At 53.1% G+C, this 19454-nt stretch carries 22 protein-coding genes; 3 read left to right on the forward strand and 19 right to left on the reverse strand.

The window, feature by feature from the left end; genetic code table 11:
• The 4 genes from HLB35_RS16695 to HLB35_RS15835 all read right to left on the reverse strand — a co-directional run.
• On the reverse strand, positions 1-648 hold a 648-nt coding region (locus HLB35_RS16695), incomplete at its 3' end, for a DNA methyltransferase (RefSeq protein WP_216601604.1).
• Between the two features lie 20 nt (positions 649-668).
• Positions 669-1316, reverse strand: a complete 648-nt coding sequence (locus HLB35_RS16700) for a type IIL restriction-modification enzyme MmeI (RefSeq protein ID WP_216601605.1) — start codon at positions 1314-1316, stop codon at positions 669-671.
• Entirely contained in the window at positions 1256-1570 is a 315-nt protein-coding gene (locus HLB35_RS16705) for a hypothetical protein (protein ID WP_216601606.1), read from the reverse strand. The genes HLB35_RS16700 and HLB35_RS16705 overlap by 61 nt, the downstream gene beginning before the upstream one ends.
• Before the next feature lie 1147 nt (positions 1571-2717).
• Positions 2718-2984, reverse strand: coding sequence for a hypothetical protein (locus HLB35_RS15835; protein ID WP_171703321.1), 267 nt, complete (start codon positions 2982-2984; stop codon positions 2718-2720).
• A gap of 165 nt (positions 2985-3149) precedes the next feature.
• Between HLB35_RS15835 and HLB35_RS15840 the strand changes: the two genes are divergently transcribed.
• Complete coding sequence (locus HLB35_RS15840; RefSeq protein ID WP_171703322.1) at positions 3150-3461, forward strand: hypothetical protein; 312 nt, start codon at positions 3150-3152, stop codon at positions 3459-3461.
• Positions 3462-3607: 146 nt separating this feature from the next.
• On the opposite strand, the gene HLB35_RS15845 is transcribed toward HLB35_RS15840, so the two are convergent.
• From HLB35_RS15845 to HLB35_RS17990, 8 genes are all read right to left on the reverse strand, one after another.
• The gene (locus HLB35_RS15845; RefSeq protein ID WP_171703323.1) at positions 3608-3982 is read right to left on the reverse strand and encodes a hypothetical protein; all 375 of its coding nucleotides are present in this window, start codon (positions 3980-3982) and stop codon (positions 3608-3610) included.
• 165 nt (positions 3983-4147) lie between these two features.
• A complete protein-coding gene (locus HLB35_RS15850; RefSeq protein ID WP_171703324.1) occupies positions 4148-4318 on the reverse strand; it encodes a hypothetical protein in 171 nt (56 codons plus the stop codon).
• Between the two features lie 312 nt (positions 4319-4630).
• On the reverse strand, positions 4631-6007 hold the full coding sequence (locus HLB35_RS15855; RefSeq protein ID WP_216601607.1) for a tetratricopeptide repeat protein: 1377 nt from the start codon (positions 6005-6007) through the stop codon (positions 4631-4633).
• A gap of 418 nt (positions 6008-6425) precedes the next feature.
• On the reverse strand, positions 6426-6758 hold the full coding sequence (locus HLB35_RS15860; RefSeq protein ID WP_171703326.1) for a hypothetical protein: 333 nt from the start codon (positions 6756-6758) through the stop codon (positions 6426-6428).
• Positions 6759-6876: 118 nt separating this feature from the next.
• A complete protein-coding gene (locus tag HLB35_RS15865; protein WP_171703327.1) occupies positions 6877-7068 on the reverse strand; it encodes a hypothetical protein in 192 nt (63 codons plus the stop codon).
• Positions 7069-7258: 190 nt separating this feature from the next.
• Complete coding sequence (locus tag HLB35_RS15870; RefSeq protein ID WP_171703328.1) at positions 7259-7429, reverse strand: hypothetical protein; 171 nt, start codon at positions 7427-7429, stop codon at positions 7259-7261.
• A gap of 625 nt (positions 7430-8054) precedes the next feature.
• Positions 8055-8819, reverse strand: coding sequence for a tetratricopeptide repeat protein (locus HLB35_RS15875; RefSeq protein ID WP_171703329.1), 765 nt, complete (start codon positions 8817-8819; stop codon positions 8055-8057).
• Positions 8820-9260: 441 nt separating this feature from the next.
• Positions 9261-12719, reverse strand: coding sequence for a plasmid replication protein, CyRepA1 family (locus HLB35_RS17990; protein WP_171703330.1), 3459 nt, complete (start codon positions 12717-12719; stop codon positions 9261-9263).
• A 596-nt stretch (positions 12720-13315) separates the two neighbouring features.
• On the opposite strand from HLB35_RS17990, the gene HLB35_RS15885 reads away from it, so the two are divergent.
• Both HLB35_RS15885 and HLB35_RS15890 read left to right on the forward strand, forming a co-directional pair.
• The gene (locus HLB35_RS15885; RefSeq protein WP_235937291.1) at positions 13316-13630 is read left to right on the forward strand and encodes a type II toxin-antitoxin system RelE/ParE family toxin; all 315 of its coding nucleotides are present in this window, start codon (positions 13316-13318) and stop codon (positions 13628-13630) included.
• A 136-nt stretch (positions 13631-13766) separates the two neighbouring features.
• Positions 13767-14051, forward strand: coding sequence for a HigA family addiction module antitoxin (locus HLB35_RS15890; RefSeq protein WP_216601608.1), 285 nt, complete (start codon positions 13767-13769; stop codon positions 14049-14051).
• Between the two features lie 115 nt (positions 14052-14166).
• Here HLB35_RS15890 and HLB35_RS15895 read toward each other — a convergent pair whose 3' ends face one another.
• From HLB35_RS15895 to HLB35_RS15925, 7 genes are all read right to left on the reverse strand, one after another.
• Complete coding sequence (locus tag HLB35_RS15895) at positions 14167-14481, reverse strand: hypothetical protein (RefSeq protein WP_171703331.1); 315 nt, start codon at positions 14479-14481, stop codon at positions 14167-14169.
• 21 nt (positions 14482-14502) lie between these two features.
• The gene (locus HLB35_RS15900; protein ID WP_171703332.1) at positions 14503-15120 is read right to left on the reverse strand and encodes a hypothetical protein; all 618 of its coding nucleotides are present in this window, start codon (positions 15118-15120) and stop codon (positions 14503-14505) included.
• On the reverse strand, positions 15117-15374 hold the full coding sequence (locus HLB35_RS15905) for a hypothetical protein (protein ID WP_171703333.1): 258 nt from the start codon (positions 15372-15374) through the stop codon (positions 15117-15119). The genes HLB35_RS15900 and HLB35_RS15905 overlap by 4 nt, the downstream gene beginning before the upstream one ends.
• Positions 15371-16084, reverse strand: coding sequence for a hypothetical protein (locus HLB35_RS15910; RefSeq protein WP_171703334.1), 714 nt, complete (start codon positions 16082-16084; stop codon positions 15371-15373). Before HLB35_RS15910 ends, HLB35_RS15905 begins: the two co-directional genes overlap by 4 nt.
• Positions 16081-16452, reverse strand: coding sequence for a hypothetical protein (locus tag HLB35_RS15915; protein WP_171703335.1), 372 nt, complete (start codon positions 16450-16452; stop codon positions 16081-16083). The genes HLB35_RS15910 and HLB35_RS15915 overlap by 4 nt, the downstream gene beginning before the upstream one ends.
• Positions 16449-17039, reverse strand: coding sequence for a hypothetical protein (locus tag HLB35_RS15920; RefSeq protein ID WP_171703336.1), 591 nt, complete (start codon positions 17037-17039; stop codon positions 16449-16451). The genes HLB35_RS15915 and HLB35_RS15920 overlap by 4 nt, the downstream gene beginning before the upstream one ends.
• Positions 17040-17534: 495 nt before the next feature.
• Positions 17535-19454 (reverse strand): type IIL restriction-modification enzyme MmeI (locus tag HLB35_RS15925; protein ID WP_216601609.1); only part of this gene is annotated, 1920 nt, incomplete at its 5' end.

The raw sequence follows: 19454 nt of genomic DNA on the forward strand, positions 1-19454 counted from the left end.
CCAGATGGTCACCGGCTCACCGTTCTCATCCAGCTCTGGCTCACGGCTGTTGTACTCGATCAGCGCATCACGGCGCTCGATGTTCTTGAAGTCGCGTAGGATCGGCTCAGGTAAATCGAGGCGATCATTGAGGCGGTAATGCCACTGCAAGTAGCCGATCCACAGCACCAGCTCCGCAATAGCCGCGGCACGCGGGTTTATTTCCATACCCAAGAACTGATGAGGGTCTACGGTAAGGCCATCGCTCTCCAGCATACCCTGGCCTTCACTCTGTTCTGCAATAAAACCAAGCACCTCGCCTTCCAAGCGCTTCATGTGCTCCAGACAAACGTAGAGAAAGTTGGCACTACCGCAGGCAGGATCAAGGACACGGGTTTGGCATAGTTGATAGTGAAAAGCCTGAACTTCTTGTAGCGCTTTCTTCCGATCATTTTTACGAAGTAGTGTTTCAGCAGCGGCACGTACATCGCCCCACTGCTCACGCAATGGATTTATAATCGTCGGCATTACCAAACGCTCAACATAAGCTCTTGGCGTGTAATGGGCACCTAGCTTGTGGCGTTCACGTGGATCAAGGGCACGCTCGAGCAACGTACCGAAAATCGCTGGCTCAACAAAACGCCAGTCCGCTTTCGCTGCGTCAATCAACAGCTGAATTTGCTCAGCATTCAGTGGGATCGGATCAATGTCTTTAAATAGCCCCCATTGAATCGCTTTATCGTTTGCATAACACGGCTGTCGTAGCCACCTGCATTCATGCGCTCCCATAAATCTTTGACTGCATAAGGAAAAGCATCAACATTGCGACCTTTTATATCCACTAACAAGTCATAGAACATGCCAGCTGGCAACAGCTCAACATCTTCGGCAAACATGGTGAACAGGCAACGCTTGAGGAAGTTGGCGACACGCTCAACCTCGTAGTCTTTCTCTAAGGACTTGGCCAGCTCAGCCAAGGTGGCACTCACCTGTTTGGTAACGCGCGCAGCATGTTTGCTGGGATCGAGACTATCCGGGGCAAGCCACAAACATCTTAGTCGGTCTTGTACTTCTTGATCGTGTAGATCATCTAAACGGATTGCGTAGCGCCGTGGGTCAGGATAGGCAACGTAGTTTCCACCAGTGCGTGAAAATTCCGAGAAAAGGTAAATAGCGTTCCCAACATCCACCACCACCACAAAAGGCGGGCGTCCGTTCGGTACCTCGCTTAGAGGCAAGCCACGAACGTAGCGTTCTGCCTGACTCACAGCCGCATTTACAGCATTTTGCTGGCTTTGAGTTTCCAAAGCTCTGCCGGTCTGCTTACCTTCGAGCACAAAACAACCACGCCGATAGAGGTCAATATAGCGCTTGTCTGTCGTGGAATCAGCTCGCTGAGGAGCAATAAAACGCTCAAAAACGTAAGCGTTTTGCTCATTATCCTTTTAGCTGGATCAGGGCGGGGAACATTAAGAAGATCACATAAATCCCGCATGAAAGGCTGAAAATTAGCGCGCTCGTTACCGTCGCTACCTTTCCACTGGTTTATAAAATCTTGAGTCGCTTCTGCATCAACAACGTGTGCGTCCATGCCGATTCCTTAAATTTGATGAACATGTTTTTGGCATCTTAGCAGCATTACCAATCTCATTGCTTTGTCTCACTGCCCTTGCTGCGGCTATCAAAGCGTGCCAGCAGGTCGCTAAAGTCCTTCGGCGGCTGGCGCTGGGGTTCGGTAGCGGCTGGCTGGGGTGGGGGGCTTGTGGCCGATTCAGTAGACGCCTGGGCCGGTGGTTCACTATCGGCCGGGGTGTTGGGGCAGCTGGCGCTGGCAATCTGCGCAATTCCCGCACTTCCTCGCGTAAGCCGCGCACTTCCTCGCGTAAGGCGCGCAACTCTGCAACAAGCGCCTGTTGCGCCGGGTCATCCTGGAGCGTTGCGTTTTGTTGCGTTTGGGGTGGTTGATGGAGTGGTTCTCCCCATAATCGGATAAGCTCGGCAAGGTCGATCACACGCACACCATCGCCGCGTACACTGCATGACAAGCGGCCTGAGTCGATTGCACGGTGGATGGTTGAGCGGGCTTTACCGTATAGCTGGGCAGCCTGGGATATGGTCTGTTGCATGGTGCCGCGTTCCGTTGCGTTGCGCTGTTGCGTTACTATGCGTTGGTTACAGTATTAGGGCAAGGCTTGCTCTAATAGGCAGGCACCCACCCCTGAACTAACCAGGGGCAGGAATAGCTTAGTCGCGATAATATGCTTTGGCTGAGTAGTACAAACCGGCAGCACTAATCGCAAACGACAAAATGGCAATAATCTCCACTCCACGACTCCTTATCAATGAAGTCGTCCGTTTCCCCCTTGCTGGTCTACCAGGTTCACGGCCAGTTCTGTACAACCAGACTGAGCATAGGCACGACGTATTTAGTGGCTCTCACACAATCCCAGCCGGGTGCTTAATCCGGGGTGAGAGTTCGATACGAAGAGCGTTGATCAGCGCAATGTCTTGTTGCATCATAAGTGCGTACAACCAGACTGATCGCATAGATCGTCAGCTTTTCGCCGCTTACGAGAAGCGAACTCGTCAGGCCGTCCAGTTTTGGCGGCCTGTCTTCGTATTGGATAATATCTTGCCACTGTGCGCTGAATATTATCCACACTCCCCCTGCTTATCCTGTATAACCAGAAGGTACAGCACACAAGAACTACTGTGGTGTGGTCGTGTCCACCAAAGCCCTATAAATCAAACGTGAAGCCCATGGGCCGGGCGTTGCGCTTTGCATGTTCAGCGGCTTGCTGGCGCTCCATTGCAGCGGCGCGTTGAATGACTGACTCACCTATCATCGAGTTTTTTCCCCGTGGCTCTGGCAGACTTAATGGCTGGCGCGGCTGGTCAACCAGGGCGGCGGCAGCCTTCCGGGCGTCGATAGCGTCCGTCAGTCTTGCTTCTAATCCTTCATTACGCTCTGCCAGGCGCCACTCTAGATGGTCTAATTCATGCAATGCAATACGCCATCATGGGCGGCTCTATACACCTCTCTGCCGGGCGCTGGTGATGAACGATAGGTTGGTGATGGTCAGATAATCCTAAGGATGATGCCAACTTTAATGTTATTGAACGTAGTGGCCTAATATATTCATTTAAATTGCTATAGAAAGGATTCAGCCATGCGAGAAAAAGACGATTACGGACCTGAAGATTACGAGGCGTATGAACCGCCAGATAGGGACATTCCTATTTATGGACCAAACGACCCTGATTACGAATGGTTATACATTAATAATAGCCATGATCCCGACAACGATGAAAGCGCAAGGCTGTTAGCAGAGGAGCATGACCGCCTTGAGATAGAGCGAGAAGCTGAAGAGGAATTTAGAAGGCGCCATGAAAATGCAAGTAGAGATAAAATGATCGCCAGCGTGATACTGGTCCCTATCGGAATATATTTCATTTTCAAGTTCTTAGCTCTCATCCTCTGAGAGCAGTTTAGCCACGTTCGTTAACAGTCCGCGCGGAGCCTATCTACATGGATGGCACATGAACTGCTGCCTGGGAAACCGCCCCTCCTTTTGGGGCCTACCTAGGTTCATAGAATAACCGCAGCGCTTTGGACACCACGGTGGAGTCAGTAGAACTCACACGTCTTGAGAATATAGGGGTTCACCGGAGACTGGAGGTAGTCGTTAGTGGTGAGCAACCCTATTTGTTGGCCATTCTTAATGAGGCGCGGCGGTGTAGAAGCATAGGAATTGAACGGTGATAGGGAGGCGTATTCCCCACCATATTTGCCATACTCATTCCAGATGCTCTCCGCGCTGTACTCGCTACCATGGGTGCCGTACTCATTAAGTATCGAGTCAGAAGCATACTCGTCGGTGATCTCACCTAGATAAGTTCCATCCTCGGCAACCACCTTTGCGCCGGACACAGCTGAACAAAGGCTACTGGCGGAAGCAGTGTTGGCTACCAGAAATACAGCAATAAAGATGGAACTTTTCATTTTTTGTCGTCCTGACATACGGGGTATATCGACCATTATGGTAAGCCGCCTTTGCATTGCATTCGAGTAAAAGTGTAGGAATCTTAGCTAGTTGGCTGTTTAGACTATCACACTCCTCAGTTTTCACTCCTAGTTGCCGTCCTCCAGTTGATGAGGGATCAGGCGTCACTGCGGCAGGCGCTCAAACTCCGCCTGCAGGGACTCAACCTGAGTCTCGGCGCGATGTTCGGCCTCGCCTGCCTCCTTTTCGGCCTCACGTTGGCCTGCCTGGGCAGCATCGCGGGCCTTCTCCAGTGCCTCGGCGGCCTGCCGGTGGTCGGCTTTCAGTTCCTCCACGGCTTTACGGTGAGCCTCCTGGGTGTCGCTGGCGCTAGGCAGGGCAAGGGCAGAGTAAACCGACGAACGGCGAGCAGGCTCATCAGAAACTGGAGATAATACAGATTATCGCCAACTTGAACGCACCGCTGAAACCTACGGCTGGCGTGGGTTTCAGCCGGTTTCCCGTTTCGCAATTTGCCGTATGGGGTGGGGTTTTGAGGGGCAAGCGAGCGTAAAAATATCTCGGTGAGGCGGGTGATCTTGAGTTTCCGGCTTGTAGGCATAAAAAGCCCACCAACACGGGCTTTTTTAGGTTATGGATCATGTAGCTTACGGCCAGGTGGTGAAGTCATCGTTGTACGGTAGCGGAGTACCGACACGCCATTCAGTGGCCATTTCTTGAGCTTCAGCTATTTGATCGCGAGTTAATATTTTTAGCATAATATCACGATTATTTTGAGCACTTTCGTGTCCCTGAGCTGCCGCCAAGATGTTTAACATGTAGCTCATAACATGGTTTTGGGTAACTCCTGTGCCGTCCCAGTACATGACCCCCATATTGAACTGAGCTTTGGCAACACCTTCACTAGCAGCACGGCGATACCAGGAAACCGCTTCACTGTAATCCTGTGAAACACCTTGGCCACTCTCGTATATAAGCCCTAGGTTGAACTGAGCGTAGGTATCACCCTGCTCAGCGGCTTTGCGGTACCAAGAAAACGCTTCACTGTCATTTTGTGGGACCCCTTGGCCATAGGAGTACATGAACCCCAAGTTGTACTGGGCGGTGGCAATGCCCTGCTCAGCGGCCTGGAGGTACCAGGAAATTGCTTCACTATAATTCTGTGGAAGGCCTCGGCCGCTGCTGTACATGGTACCTAGATTGTGCTGAGCTAAACCATCACCCTGGTCAGCGGCTTTGAGGTACCAAGCAGCGGCTTCACTGTAATTTTGCGGAAGGCCCCGGCCTTTTTCATACATTAACCCTAGATTGAGTTGAGCTTTAGCATGACCCTGCTCGGCAGCCTTGCGATACCAGGAAACCGCTTCACTGTCATTCTGGGGTACACCTTGGCCATAGTAGTGCATGAATCCCAAGTTGTACTGGGCGACGACATGTCCTTGCTCGGCGGCCTTGTGATACCAGGAAACCGCTTCACTGTCATTTTGTGGGACCCCTCGGCCATAGGAGTACATGAACCCCAAGTTGTACTGAGCGTCGGCAAGTCCTTGTTCGGCGGCCTTATGATACCAGGAAACCGCTTCACTGTCGTTTTGTGGGACGCCTCGGGCGTCATCGTAAGTGATCCCTAAGTTGTACTGAGCGACGACATGTCCTTGCTCGGCGGCCTTGCGAAACCAGTAAATCGCTTCACTGTCATTCTGGGGTGCACCTTGGCCGTTGGAGTACATAACCCCTAAATTGTACTGAGCTTTGGCAAATCCCTGCTCGGCAGCCTTGCGATACCAAGAAACCGCTTCACTATAATTCTGGGGTACACCTTGGCCGTTGGAGTACATAAACCCCAGATTGTACTGAGCATCGCCATCTCCTTGCTCAGCTAAAGGTTCAAAGTTTTCAAAAGCTGTTGCGTAGTCACCCTGCTTGTGGGCTTCAAGCCCCTCGCTGAATGACTGACCAAATGCTGAAAAGCTTATAAAAGCGGTGAAACCTCCAATGATGATGGCCTTGCTTAGTTGTCGCATAAATCCAATTCCGTCTGTGTAATGTCCTTTTAGGGTATAGAGTCGTAAGCGCAACCGATAGGCGCGCGAGAAATGAGGCTGTTCCCGCGTAGTTTCATCACGGCGTAAAAGCATCGCCGCATGGGTTCAACGTCGCATCGACTCATAGCCGCGCCGAAAGCGGCTGGCGTGGCTTTCCGTTTCGTATCTTTCCGTGTACCCCTCCTTTTCCAGCAGCCAGCCAGGCGCAAAAAGGGAAAACAGGGCTGGCAGGTGTACGAACAAAAGGCGCTGTTACCGTTGTTACCACGCGCTACCGGGTGTTACCAAAGAATTTCCAATTTTGGTAACAAGTGAGCGAATAGAGGCAACAAAAGCCCCGGCGATTGCCAGGGCGATAACTTACGATAACATTCAATTATCGAAAGTTAGCAATAACTTATAATGTGGTTTCTGCCTTCAGTTCATTGCAAGCATTGGTTACAAGGGTCAGGTAGTCGCCGCGTTTTCCGGTGTAGGCATCCCCAAGGGCGTCTTGCATGATCTTCGGGCGTACCAGGTCAAGCTGTGGTACTAGCAATCCGGCCAGCGTTTGCAGCGCTATGTCACGTTTAACGCCCATGCTTTCGTTGACCTTGGCCACCAGACTCAGCGGCATATCAATCGCAAGGCATCCGCGAGCGGCGCGGTAGGTCACAAGCTCGCCATATAGGGCTTGCATAGAATTGATGCCGTCGATCATGCGCTGGTATTGCTGATCTAGCTGGTTCATTGGTTTGCCTCCGTGCTTGCTAACTGTAGCGCTAATTCGATGATAGCGCGGTTTAACGGTTGGCCGCGATAAGGGGCCAAGATACGGTTCAGGGCGCGCAATTCGGCAGCGGTGCATTTCATGCCAGCACCTCCAGCGCAAAGCCAAGGGCCAAGGCAGGCAGTAATGCCGGCCCTACTTCCTGTGCGTATCTGTAAGCGCCAGCCAGGGCGTTTGTGATAATCTTGCTGTGCATCGCGGTAGTCTCCAGGTCAGTACCGTGGTGTAAGCCGATGGTGACGGTTGCCCCCGTTGCCATCGGCGCTTTCATTTACGCGGCCTTTTCGCCCGCCTCATCAAGCGCAATTTGCGAATCTTCACTGCCAAGCGCAGCTTCGGTCATCGCATCTTCAATAAGCGCTCGCGCGACAACGCTCATACTGTCACCTTCATGGCGGCAAATTCCCTCTAAAAGCGCGGTAATACGCTCAAAGCGGCTTTGCTGCTTTTCTACATGCTATTCAAGCATCTTGCTCTCCCTTGGCTTTCAGATAGTCGGCTACTGCCGCCCGCATAATGTCAGACACGGACACGGTAAAGCCGGTCGCTTGGCGTTCACGCTGGGCAATACGCTCCAGGTCTGCATGTTCACGCTCAGTCAAACGCACGGTAACGCGCTTGCTCTTATTCATGCCTCTCCCCTTTGTCTGACATTGTCCGACATTATAGGCAAAATGCAGGAAGGCAACAAGCAAACGATGGGCTATTTCACGCTTTGCAATATCGCCCTGTAAGGCGCTGTGGCGGGCGCTGGCGCTGGGATAGGTAGTGGCAGGGGTAGTAGGCGAACGCACGACACGCGGCAAAATTGGCAGGGTGGCGAGCGGTAATCAGTGGGTAGGGCTGAATGAAATTGGACATTATACTAATAATGGCCAAATTAGAAGGGCAGGCTAAAACCCACGGCTGGCGCAGGGTTTCAGTAGGTTTGCCGTTTCACAATTTGCCGTATGCCGTGGTTTTGTCAGGCAGGCACGAGGGTAAAAATATCAACGTGAGACGGGTGATCTTGAGTTTCCAGCTTTTAGGCACAAAAAGCCCGTTCAAGCGGGCTTTTTTATTTCATTGAAAATATTAGTCACGGCCATGTTTTCACGTCACTCATATCAGGTAGAGGATTACCGACTTGCCATTCAGAGGCCATACGTTGGCTTTCTTTTATCTGTTCAGAAGAAAGGTTTTTTTCAATTAAGTTGCGCATTACTATAGCTCTCCCATGGCCTTGAGCTGCGGCAATGTTATATAACATATAAGAAATTACAGGATTTCGGTCTCCCCAAGATTTGTGAAATATATAACGCCCAAATTATATTGTGCCTGCGCGATTCCCTGTTCAGCAGCACGGCGGTACCAGACGGCGGCTTCACTATAATTCTGCGGCACACCTTGGCCTTTGTTGTACATATTTCCTAGGTTATACTGCGCGTTGGCAATGCCCTGCTCAGCAGCACGGCGGTACCAAGAGGCGGCTTCACTGTAATTCTGCGGCACACCTTGGCCCTTGCCATACACAATCCCCAAGTTAAACTGCCCTTCAGCAACGCCTTGCTCCGCGGCACGGTGGTACCAGACGGCCGCTTCACTGTAATTCTGGGGAACTCCCTCGCCTTTGTTGTACATATTCCCTAGGTTTAACTGCGCGTTGGCATGACCCTGTTCAGCGGCACGGCGGTACCAAGAGACGGCTTCACTGTCATTCTGGGGAACGCCTTCGCCGTTGCCGTACATGATTCCCAGGTTATACTGCGCGTCGGCAAGGCCTTGTTCAGCAGCACGGCGGTACCAAGAGGCAGCTTCGCTGTAATTCTGCGGCACGCCTTGGGCGTTTTCGTACATGATTGCCAAATTGTACTGCGCAGCGACATCGCCTTGGTCAGCAAGTGTTTTAAAGTTTTCAAAAGCTATTGTGTAGTCACTCCGGTTATAGGCTTCAATCCCTTCATCAAATGATTGCCCAAATACCGGTAAACTTGAAAAAGTGGTGAGTACCCCAAGGATGACGGCTTTATATAATTGCCTCATAAACTTAATTCCCTATATTGAACTAGATGAGTATCTTGCTAGGGATAACTCATCGATTGCAAACGATAAAAATGAGAGAGGCTAGACTTCCACCCTATCGCCCATGAAAAAGCCACCGTTAGTGGTTTTTACTATCTCTATCCTGAATCCGTGAGCCTTTTTGCAAAAATCATTTAAAATCAGAAAGATAGACCATTTTTCGCTTCACCCAAAGTGACGCCTATTTTTCAATTAAGCAACTGATAATAAAAGATTTTATTCGAACCTCTCACGGATTCAGGTCTATGTAATCGAAGTCCACTTCATGCTCCGCCCAAGGCTGGCGCGGGTTTCCCGGCGTTTCACGTTTCACACCTTTCACGTATACCCCCTCTTTCCGGTGGCCAGCCAGGCGCAAAATGGAAATGGCTGGCGCCGAGGTGCAGCGCCAGCGGAGAACGGCTACACGCTCACGGCTTCACGCGGTCGTAGTCGCATGTGTCGCAATGGTCGCTTGGCTTCCTCACCATTGGCAAAACCGCTGGCAAGCGAGCGACGCACGGCGCGGCGTAGCGGCTCTACTGTTTCCCGCATTTCAGCCACCAAGGCAGCTTTCCCGTCTTTGGTAAGGCGCGGGGTAGTATCTACACTTACGACCTTGCGGGCCGCGTTGCGGCTGTCTGCCCAGAATCGCATGGTTTCATGGCTCTCTTGAGTGATTGAGTAGACGCGGATGATGGGGTTTCCCTTCTGCTGCTTAGATGCCTTGGGTGTGACACTGCCCGTAGAATTACCTAAGGTATTTACCCCGGTAGTGTCACACCTGCGCCGTTTTGCCTTGATAGATAAACCAGCCAGCGCCAGCACGTCAGATACCACTTTGACGGGCCTTTCCGGGCGTTTCATCGGGATCAGCTTCCCATCCTTGGTAATCATGAATTTGCCAAACTTGCGCGGCACGATCCCAAGGTGGGCGAGAAGGTGCCGGTGCTGCATGATGCGATCCAGCACCAGCTCGGCAACGTCTGGGGTCAGCCAACCGGCCTCAGTAGTGTCGATGTTCTCAAACAGCCAGCCGTAGGCGCGTGCGCAAGCGGTCAAGTAACGGCGCTGTGTGATGGGGGTAATGCTATCATCATGGTTGGGCACGATTCCCCGGAAAGCGTCGAAGCGGTCAAGCTGGCGGGCGGCGCGGCCATCATCCCAGAAGTCGATAGCCTTATCGGTCAGCGGCTGGCCAATTAGCCCCAGGCCACGGCGCAAGCGGTGGGCTTCCAGCATGATGCTCTGCAGTTCGGTTCGCTTAGTGTTGCGGTTCAGCGCGTCGGCTTCGTCATCGGTCAGAATGGGGGCAGCTTTCAGGGCTTCCCGGTGGTGGTCGCGCATATCGGCCTGCACCTGGCGCAATGCGTCGATGTAAGCGTTATCCACGTTAGTTGCGCGGCTAAGTTCCCAACCAGCGGCCTCAAGCTGCCATAGCAGCGCGGCGGCAAAGTCAGCCTTGGCGTTGGCATGGCTGGCGCGAATATCGGCCACTAGGGCGTCAAAGCCTGTAGCTGGGGCGTGATTGCCTTCAATACGGGCGGCAGTTTCAGCGGCTTTCAGGATAGCGTCAGGGTGTTGCTGGCCAACCTTGGTGTTCGGTAGTAAGCCAATAGCGAAACGGGTCAGGTAGCGCACGCGGCGTAGCATTTGCGCGGCATCCGCCGGGGTTATGCTGTTGCCGTTGCCGATGAAAGCGCCAAGCGTGAAGTGCGTTTCCTCATGGTCACGGTGCTCGATACTGATACCGCTGGAAATAACGGGGCTGGCAATCACCACATCATAGTTAAGACTTTCCGTCTCAGGGTTTGCCATAAAATCATGCTGGCGCCTGTTACCGGCGTTATCGGCATGAACAGTCAGTACGCGAAGCGTCGGGTCATGTTGCTCTATCAGCGTGCCGATAGCCGCTGCACGGTGCTTTGATTCGCACGCAAGCCAGACGCGGCCATTGTTGGCCAGTTCTTCAAGACACTCCCCGATAACGTGCGCTGCGCCTTCGTCTTGCCCGCTTGCGAAGGTGGCGCGGATACCGGCCTTTTTGGGTGCTTGCATTTCGATAATGCGGAATTGCTCGCCAGGGCGGCACTGTTCAAGGAAGTTAAGCACGCGGTCATTCACCCCGGCGTCAGTAACTACCACGCAGTCAGCGTCCGCGACGATCTGGCTTAGACGCTCATAAACATCGCGGTTGTTATGCTGCCCGGTGCGGCAAACGCTGCTTTCCATGAAGTCGAGCGTTTGCGCTATTTCGTCGATAAACACGACACGCGCATTGTCGATCAACGGCGCATGGTCAGGGCGGCAAATGCTCGGCAGGCAGGTGGCCAGGCCATTAGCAGCCCATGCGGTGCCCGTGTCCACGTCGCCGTAATGCTCAAGCGTTAGACGACTAGCCATTTCACGCACCAGTGACCGGCGGTGGCAGATACCGATGAAGCGATAGCTGTTTTCTGTTGCCCATTCTGCAAGTGGGCGGCCTATCTTCTGTGTCTTGCCTGCAGCCATCGGTGCGCGCACCACTATCACGCCTTGGTAATCTGTTGGCGCCAGCATGGGCAGTGCTGTGACGTTTTCGACGCGGTGTGCAGCCTTGGCGTCAGGTGACATCATGACAGTTTTCAGGGCGGCTGGTTGGCGGTATGTCTGCATGATGTGGTCGATGCGACCTGCGATACTATCCAGCGTTGCCGGGTGTAGCATCCCAGCCGGTGAAGCGGCTTCGATAAGCTGGCGTAACTCTGCCACGGTGGCGCGGGCGGGGGCTGTCAGGCTCAATCGATCTGCAATAGCGCGGGCAATACACGCAGCCGCTTGTGGGGTGGCTGCTTTGCTCAGGGTAGTAAACCAACTGTCTGCCTTGGTGCCTTTTAGGTCGTCTGGCGCTAGCTTCCAAGCGTCAAAAACGGGCGTTGCCGATACCGGCGCGGCGTCAAAAATGGCGCGGGTGGCTTCGGTGCCAAGGTCGTTAAAGTCGGTGCCAGGGGTGGGCGGTAGGTAGAATGGCAGGCCGGTGGCCATCGCGGCCTTATGACCGGTGCCGTAGCTGTCTAGCCGCTTCCCGAAGCGGTGGCTTGTCTTAACCGCGTTGTCGTTATCGGCTGCCACCACGTCGCCAGGGCGTGCCATGCTGGCGGTGACGGGTGCCAGGTTGCCCGCATCGAACGCGATAATGGCTTGCTTTCCTGTGGCTTGGTGGGCCGTGTAGCCGGTGGCGTAACCTTCCACAAACACGCGCCCTTGGCCGTTATCGGTGCCGATAGGGGTGTGGCAGCCTTGCTTACGGCCATCTGTGAGAAAGCGTTTTTCGCCGTCGCTGGAAATGAATTGCAGGTTTACCAGGGTGCCGTTGGGATCAAACATCGGCACAACCAGGGCGCCGCTGGGGTGCTGGCGCAAGCCAAGGCCGGTTGGGTCGATACCCTTCAGAAGCAGGTAAGGGTGGTCAGCGCTTAGAGCTTTGCAGTTGCTCCATAGCCAGCGGGCGCGCTCGGCGGCCTTGGCCTGATTTTCTACTTGCTCGGCTTCCAGTGCAGCTTGACGGTGGGCCTTTTCAGATTCCCGCTGCTGGCGCTTGGCGGCAGTTTCATCGTCGCTAGGGGCTTCGCTGGGGGTGCCTAAGGTATCTATCAAGTCATGGCTGGACAGCCAGTTGAGTTGCCCGGCGCGGTCGTTAATGCCGGTTTCGCGCTCAATCAGCGCCAGCACACCCCCACCTTCACCGGCCTCGTGGTCGTACCACGTCGCCGCTTGCATATCAGCGGAAAAGCTGCCCTTGCTGCCCCAGCGCCAGCGGTTGCCGCGTTTGCTGGTGGGTTCTCCTAGTAGCTCCAGGGCGACGGGTTCAATCAGTCCTGCAAAGTCGATAGATGTTGTCACTGCTTATCCTTAGCAGCGGCTTACAGGCCCGGTATTACTTGCAAAGTAATACGGCGAACGACTAAACTTGAAGCTAGCAAAGCGGCGTGTTTCATCGAAACTTCGTCGCTTTTGCTGTAAAATGACTTCATCGTTCAATCGCTGGGGTCATAAGCACACTGCAAATTGTGTCGCAGCACTGGGGAACCTTGGTCGGGAGTCCAGTCTGCAAAGAAAAAACAGATTCGTCTGTGCAATTAAGCCTGGAGCTGGTAACTCTGGGCTTTTTTGTGTCTGCACGTCTCGAATCCCGCGTTTGTTGCCGATAAACCGAGGCAACGTCATCAATTTTACACGATACGACTTCATTTCGTGTTGCGTCACGCACTTTTTTCCAGCGCTAACAGCCTCTTATGCAATCCTATTATGAGACTCACTGCGGCATTCTCCGGCTTTCCGGCGTTTCCATTCGGTAAAGGTGAATAGATTTCACCTTTACCGAATATTTATGATCATATTTTTCATCTTAGCTCCCCCAAAAATGCGTCATCGAATAGGAACAATCTTAGCCAGTAATTGGTCATAATGACAAGTGTTGCGATACGCGATACACTAGAATGGCCATTCAACGACAAGAGGGGCAAAGCAATGCGATGATAAAGAAAATCAAGCACAAAGGGCTAAAACGACTCTATGAGAAAGGACAAACTCAGGGTGTTCAGCCGAATCACGTAGAAGACCTTCAAGACATTCTAGCGGCATTGGATGCAGCCACGATACCGTCAGATATGGATATTCCCGGCTTAGACTTCCATCCTCTGAAGGGTAATTTGCAAGGGTTTTACTCGGTACACGTCAACGGCAATTGGGTAGTGATTTTTACATTTGATGGCCAAGATGCACACTTAGTCGATTACTTGGACTATCACTGATATAGCGGCAATCCTTGATAACCGTTGCAATGCGGTTATCAAGGGCTACCGCAAGCAAATGCTTAATTAAAATTACCAATGTATTAGTAAGATATTAATATTGAAAAAATATATAAAACTAGGAAGGCACACAACCATGACCATGATGAACCCGCCGCACCCAGGACGTTTATTGCGCCGTCGCGTTGTGCCGGCGCTTGGTTTAAATATCACTGAGTTTGCTGAAAAGCTCGGCATGTCTCGTGTATCAGTATCGCGTGTACTGAATGAGAAAGCCGGTATATCGTCTGATTTTGCCGTGCGTCTTGAGCATGCAGGCGTGGGCAACGCTCGACACTGGATGAATATGCAAACGAATTATGAACTTTGGCAAGCAGAACAACGCGAACAAAATCACGTGGCAAAAATTGCTGCCTGCTGAAAGCAAGAACATCAGATATGCCTTGGTGCATCGTGGTGCCAAGGCTTTTCAGACACAAAAAAACCGCCAGGGCGGCGGCTTTGGGTTGGTTTGGTCACCGTGGTTTGCTGGCGCGTCATGCGGCTTTGGCCTGGTGCTTGCGGGGCTTGGCTCGGACACCGGCGCCCTCGCCATCTTTGATACAGCGCTCAATCATCCGTGAAACGGCTTCAACGTCTGCCCCAAGCGGCTCGCAAAGCGTCCGTAGATAGCGCTGGTTGGAACTTCGCAAGTCACGCAGGGCTTGGCCACCGTCCGTATTGCGCCTGCCAATCGCAGCGGTAATGGCGTCTGCAGCGTAGAGTTTTACCGCTGCGATCCCTAGCTGAACTGAACCTTCCGCCTGGGGTGCTACGGCACCGCAACCGCTATCATCATCAACGTCTCGCATACTTCCCCCAGCGCCAGCGGCTTAAATGGTCGAACGCTCAACACCCCAGCGTGATAAGTCGCCACGGGCCTGCAGGTCAGGTGAAGCAACACGCACTGCAAGCCGGTTCAGGCGGTCGTGCAAGGCTTCCACGGCTGGCGCTTTTACCGAAGTCAGGCCGGGTGCCGTTGCGCCAGCGTTTGACGCTGTTTGCGCTGCCACAACAGCATGGCCACGCACCAGGGCGGCGGCATCAAGATACGCTTCAAGCTGTTTCTCGAAAGTGTCCAGCTGGGAAAAATCTACGGCGGCCAAGGCAGCGGTAGCGGCATTTACTGCCCGGTCATGCTCCTTTTTCAGCCCTGCCAGGCGTTCCCCAATATCGTTGTCCTGCAAGTGCTTCAACGCCACTTTCAGCGACTCACGGCGGGCGTCACGGCGGTTTTTGTGGGCGCGGTAAATGGTAGCTTCTGCCCTGATTTCAGCCGCTACGGCTGGGCCTTTCAGCGGGTCGTTCTCCGCTTGCTTGGTTTCCAGCTCAAAGTCACGGTTACCGTGTTTGACGCCTTCCAGCCGGTCAACATCGGCAATTTCCTTCAGCTCGTGTTCAATGTCGTCTGCGCTCATGCGCTCGCTGATCTCAATAGCTGCTGCGTTCATAGCTTAATTTCCTCGTTCGGGGTGTTGGGGTCTGTGAAGGTGTCGATCTTGGCGACCAGGGCACCCATTGGATAATTGCCACCATGCGCGGCGGCCAATTCGTCGTGAAAAGCTTTTAGGCCAAGCTGCAAAATCCGGTGGCAATGCTCGCGTTCGGGTTCGCTCAAGTCTTCATCGAAAGCGCCGTGAATCTGGCCGCCAAAGCTGCCGTAACGGCTTTCTAGGGTTACTGACTGATCTACTGTCATGCTCATTGTCCTTGCTTCTCCTGCTGTTTGGATTCGTGCATACGCGCCACTTCCTCGCGTCGCTGTTCAAGCCAGGCAACCTCGCCTTCCACTTCTTCCTGATATTCGGCTGACAAGCGTTCAAGCTCGTCATCGGTAACGCCACCTTCCGGCTCCGGTGGCTCTACAAGCGCCAGCTCTGCCCTGACACGCTGTTGAAGTGAAAAGGGCGGTGCGATCCCGGCGCGCTCGCACTGTTCAGCCGTGTCAGCGGCGCTCATGCCGCTGGCCTGGGCTTCGTCCAAGACTTCACTCAATCGGCTGGCGACATGGGCAGGACTGGCAGCGATGCGCTCTTGCTCTGCTATCAGCGCCAGCAATCGCCCCACGTTTCTATCAATCACTTGCTCAAAGTTGGGCCGCTGGCGCTTGGTCAGCGTGCCGTCAGCGCCGCTGGTGACTTCACTCAATTCAAGGTCGCTGGCGCTCAGTTCGTTGTACTCGCCGCGTGCGTCGTAGCGGGCTTTCGTCTGCAAAACGCTGTGCAATCGCATCTGTTCTAAGCGAATCAGCGACTCGATACGCTCAATGTTGTTGCCGTCGCTTTGCTCGATCTGTTCAGCAATCGTTGGGTCAAAGTGCCGTGCGTACCCGCCATGCTTACGGGCGGCTTGGTTCCCTAGCAGGAACGGCTCAAGGTTCGATAAGCTGTTGGGGTGCTTACCTCGCTTGCTCATAGCGCACCGCCTTCACGCAATCGCTTGTTGTTTGCGGCGCGGCGCTCGGCGTCCTCTATTTCAAGGCCGATAATTTGAACGGCGCGCTCGACTGCTGGCATCTTCACGCTCATCTGATTGCGACGGCAGATAGCAAGCAATTGAGAGCGATGGCAGTCACGCACGTTTTCAGCGCATTCAGCGTGATAGCGGCTGCCAAAAAATGGGGTAAAGTCGTCAGCATTCAGCAAAGGGCGCGCTATCGTGATGCCATAGGCGTCGATCACGCTCTGAATATTCTCGAACGTCGGCAAAGGGAAGCCACACGGGTCGAGGTGTACCCATTCGATATAATCAAGCGGCTGATAAATGTCAGGTAAGTTGCTCATCCAAACGTACTCGCTATATCGGATTGATTAACCGTGGTCTGCGTCTGCAACTGAAGATTGACGGTGCCGCGTAGCGGGTAGCCGTCCACGCTGATAGGCCCATCCAGGTCACGGCTAACGCTGGTGATAACGCACTCGGGGTAAATGATCTGTTTGCCGACGCGAATGGTGACGCTTTGGGGGATACGGCCGCCGGGGGTCTTTTCGTTGATCTCCGGGGCCGCCATCTTCTCCAATTCGATCAGCGCCGCTTGCACCGCGTTGTAAGCGTCGGATACCGCGTAAAATTCCAGCACCAGGTTGAAGTTATGCGGGGTCGTGCCTGACCAGACTTGCGTTGTGTTAAGGATGCTCTTACTGGTCATGCCACCTTCAACGCCCACGCCTTCAAGGGCACCGGCCTGAACAATGCCACCCAATTTCGCAAACATGCTGCCTGGGGTGTCGTTCTCGAACGGGCTTTCCCAAAGGGCCGTCAGCTCGCGGCTGGAACCTTCACCGATGATGCCCACTACGGTCGGGCCGTTTTCACGACGCAGATAGGCTTTCAGGTGGGGGCTGATGGTCGGGTCGTCTGTGCCAATCATTAGCGCGTCTCCTGCTGGCGCAAGGTATCGCACAGCACAATGAACCCCAGCGCCAGCACGTCACCGGCTTGGGCCTTTGTGTGAAGCTCGCGCCGGTAGCGGTCTACCTGCGCTTGCGTCGGGTGCGCATTCGCCAGGCCAGGTTTCCGGCCCCCTAACCCTTTGCCGACGGCGGGGGTACTGCGTTGACATTGCCCATTTTTCTGCCTGCCTGATTGTTAAATAGTGTAAATAAAACGTTACAAAAAGTTATCCAAAAAGGCAAGTATAAACTCAAGATAAGAAGGGTAATCTTGAGTTTATGGGGCATTCCCTCAGCAAACTTAGGGAAAGGCCCAGCAAGCGAGCGTTTTGTGTAACATCGTGTAAGCAAGCGGCAGGCGAGCAGCCGGGGTGGTTATACCGTTTTCTTAACTGTCAAGTCGCCAGCCACAAAAAAGCCCCGCAAAAGCAGGGCTGTAATTGAGATAACGGTATATTTTCAAAGGGGTTTATTTACCCCATTATGTACCAAGTGTGCGTTGTTTCGTCGTACTCAGCACGACCTGCAGCGGCAAGTGACTGCAGACCATCCTCAACCGATTTACGCGGCTTATATTTAAACAGCTCAGCCATGCTCTCAGTCGTGTGTGGGCGTTCAGAAAGGGCCTCACGTAATACACGAATCTGGTCAGGCATAGATTCAGGGAAGACCACTTTCCCCTTAGCGGCTGGCGCAACCGTAGTAGGAGCCTCTATCTGCTCAGTTGTCAGTTCTGCATGTTCCTGGGCGGCCTCCAGCGCCTGGTAATCCGGGCGTAGCCAACGCACCTTGCCCTGTGCTTCTTCTGCGGCTCGGTGTTTGTTCAGCGCCACCAAGCGTATGAGTAGTTCTTCTTCAGCTTCAGCTTGGTCAGCAGGCTTGTCTGGTAATGGCGTGGTCGCGCCTGGGCGGCCTACCAAATTATCGGCCAGGTCTGACCAACCGTAGGCTTCAAATACGGCGCGGTCGAGTTTGTCGTGGAGTTCCTTGAGAAGGTCTATAAGCCCTTTCTCGTAAACTTCTTTATCACTGGGATTAGCGTAAATAGCCTCTCCGGCATGCAATTTTTCTAAGACATTATATAGATTGGTAAGGGTAAGTTCTGGATATACTGCTTTTTGCTTCTTACGCAGAGCATCAATACGGCCAGCCAGATCTCGTATTTTGTCAGCTTGTTCACTTGAAACATCAGGAAAAGGAAAATTAAAAAAACAAGGTCCATTCTGCCAACGCGAGTCATTACCTGCACCCATTCGCCCTCCTTGAGCTAAAGCCCAACAAATGTGGAGCCTGCTCGATAAGACACCTAGGGCATAAGCATCACTCAATGCGACAGCAGCAAGAGAGCCATCGGCAATTGTGTCTTCAAAATCTAAAAACACGAATGTACGATGTTTAGCAACCTCACTTGTTACGATGTATTTTTCAAGGCTGGATAAAGCAGATCGCATAGCTGGCCTTGGTGCTCCAAACAACCAGTACCTTTCTTTGTGGCTTCGTGTACTTGATTGATCACGGAAGGGTTTTACGTCCGCAAGGATTTTCTGAAACCCTTGCGGAAAATTAGTGCGAGCTTCGTCAGCATCTAGCCCAAAGAAGTCGATACAATAACGTGGCTGACGACACTGAGTGAGATCACCACCTGCGATTAACTGCGGGAGAAAACGTTGCCATTCCGGGCAATGTGCAATCCAATCAGCACGTTGCTCTGGAGACACTACGAAGCCGCTTCCTACGAGCTTCACTCCTTGAAATACCATGCTGCCGTTACTTTTTAATTTTTGAGCTTCCACCAAGGCAGCACCAACGCTAAGATCCGAAAACACTTTGCTATTACGTGACTTGAACTGTATTTGTCGCGATTCATCACCATCTGCTATTTCTTGAATAATTTTTAAAAGATCCCCAGTCCCCTCTCCTGGTGAAGCAACAGTCATTGCAATCCGTACAGAAGCTCCATCATTGCCATCCACCCATGGATGGTCAGGAATAGCTAGCCGGATATGCACCATCTCATCAGAGTTATTTTCGACTTTCTCAAGGTGAAGCGCAGTAACACCTCGGTTTTTGACCTGGCCTATGCTGTTGGTTGTAATAAACCCAAATTGTTTCGCTTTTCTTGTAGCTACAAGTTCAGCAGCTCTGTGCCACCAGTACATCACGAAATCGCAGGCTGGGAGCTCGTTATACACGCTGCGCACAGCGCTGACATACCCATCACCAAGAGCATCTCGCATCCGCTTCTCGCCAATAAACGGCGGATTACCGATAATGTAATCGGCTTCCGGCCATTCGGCACGACGCGGGCTGTAGTAGCGATAGACAATAGATCGTCCGGTCTCGTCGGGTATCAAATCGCCGGTGGTGGGACTCACCTTCATGGTGATCCCGTC

Origin of the sequence: Vreelandella azerica (genome assembly GCF_013112225.1) — a bacterium.
In the GTDB taxonomy this organism is placed as follows: Bacteria; Pseudomonadota; Gammaproteobacteria; order Pseudomonadales; family Halomonadaceae; genus Vreelandella; species Vreelandella azerica.

Bases quoted from the DNA above. Each gene is read 5' to 3' on its own strand.
- HLB35_RS16705 (WP_216601606.1), bottom strand. From the start codon at position 1,570: ATGGACGCACACGTTGTTGATGCAGAAGCGACTCAAGATTTTATAAAC.
- HLB35_RS15840 (WP_171703322.1), top strand. From the start codon at position 3,150: ATGCGAGAAAAAGACGATTACGGACCTGAAGATTACGAGGCGTATGAA.
- HLB35_RS15845 (WP_171703323.1), bottom strand. From the start codon at position 3,982: ATGAAAAGTTCCATCTTTATTGCTGTATTTCTGGTAGCCAACACTGCT.
- HLB35_RS15855 (WP_216601607.1), bottom strand. From the start codon at position 6,007: ATGCGACAACTAAGCAAGGCCATCATCATTGGAGGTTTCACCGCTTTT.
- HLB35_RS15860 (WP_171703326.1), bottom strand. From the start codon at position 6,758: ATGAACCAGCTAGATCAGCAATACCAGCGCATGATCGACGGCATCAAT.
- HLB35_RS15865 (WP_171703327.1), bottom strand. From the start codon at position 7,068: ATGAAAGCGCCGATGGCAACGGGGGCAACCGTCACCATCGGCTTACAC.
- HLB35_RS15870 (WP_171703328.1), bottom strand. From the start codon at position 7,429: ATGAATAAGAGCAAGCGCGTTACCGTGCGTTTGACTGAGCGTGAACAT.
- HLB35_RS15875 (WP_171703329.1), bottom strand. From the start codon at position 8,819: ATGAGGCAATTATATAAAGCCGTCATCCTTGGGGTACTCACCACTTTT.
- HLB35_RS15885 (WP_235937291.1), top strand. From the start codon at position 13,316: ATGGCCATTCAACGACAAGAGGGGCAAAGCAATGCGATGATAAAGAAA.
- HLB35_RS15890 (WP_216601608.1), top strand. From the start codon at position 13,767: ATGACCATGATGAACCCGCCGCACCCAGGACGTTTATTGCGCCGTCGC.
- HLB35_RS15895 (WP_171703331.1), bottom strand. From the start codon at position 14,481: ATGCGAGACGTTGATGATGATAGCGGTTGCGGTGCCGTAGCACCCCAG.
- HLB35_RS15900 (WP_171703332.1), bottom strand. From the start codon at position 15,120: ATGAACGCAGCAGCTATTGAGATCAGCGAGCGCATGAGCGCAGACGAC.
- HLB35_RS15905 (WP_171703333.1), bottom strand. From the start codon at position 15,374: ATGAGCATGACAGTAGATCAGTCAGTAACCCTAGAAAGCCGTTACGGC.
- HLB35_RS15910 (WP_171703334.1), bottom strand. From the start codon at position 16,084: ATGAGCAAGCGAGGTAAGCACCCCAACAGCTTATCGAACCTTGAGCCG.
- HLB35_RS15915 (WP_171703335.1), bottom strand. From the start codon at position 16,452: ATGAGCAACTTACCTGACATTTATCAGCCGCTTGATTATATCGAATGG.
- HLB35_RS15920 (WP_171703336.1), bottom strand. From the start codon at position 17,039: ATGATTGGCACAGACGACCCGACCATCAGCCCCCACCTGAAAGCCTAT.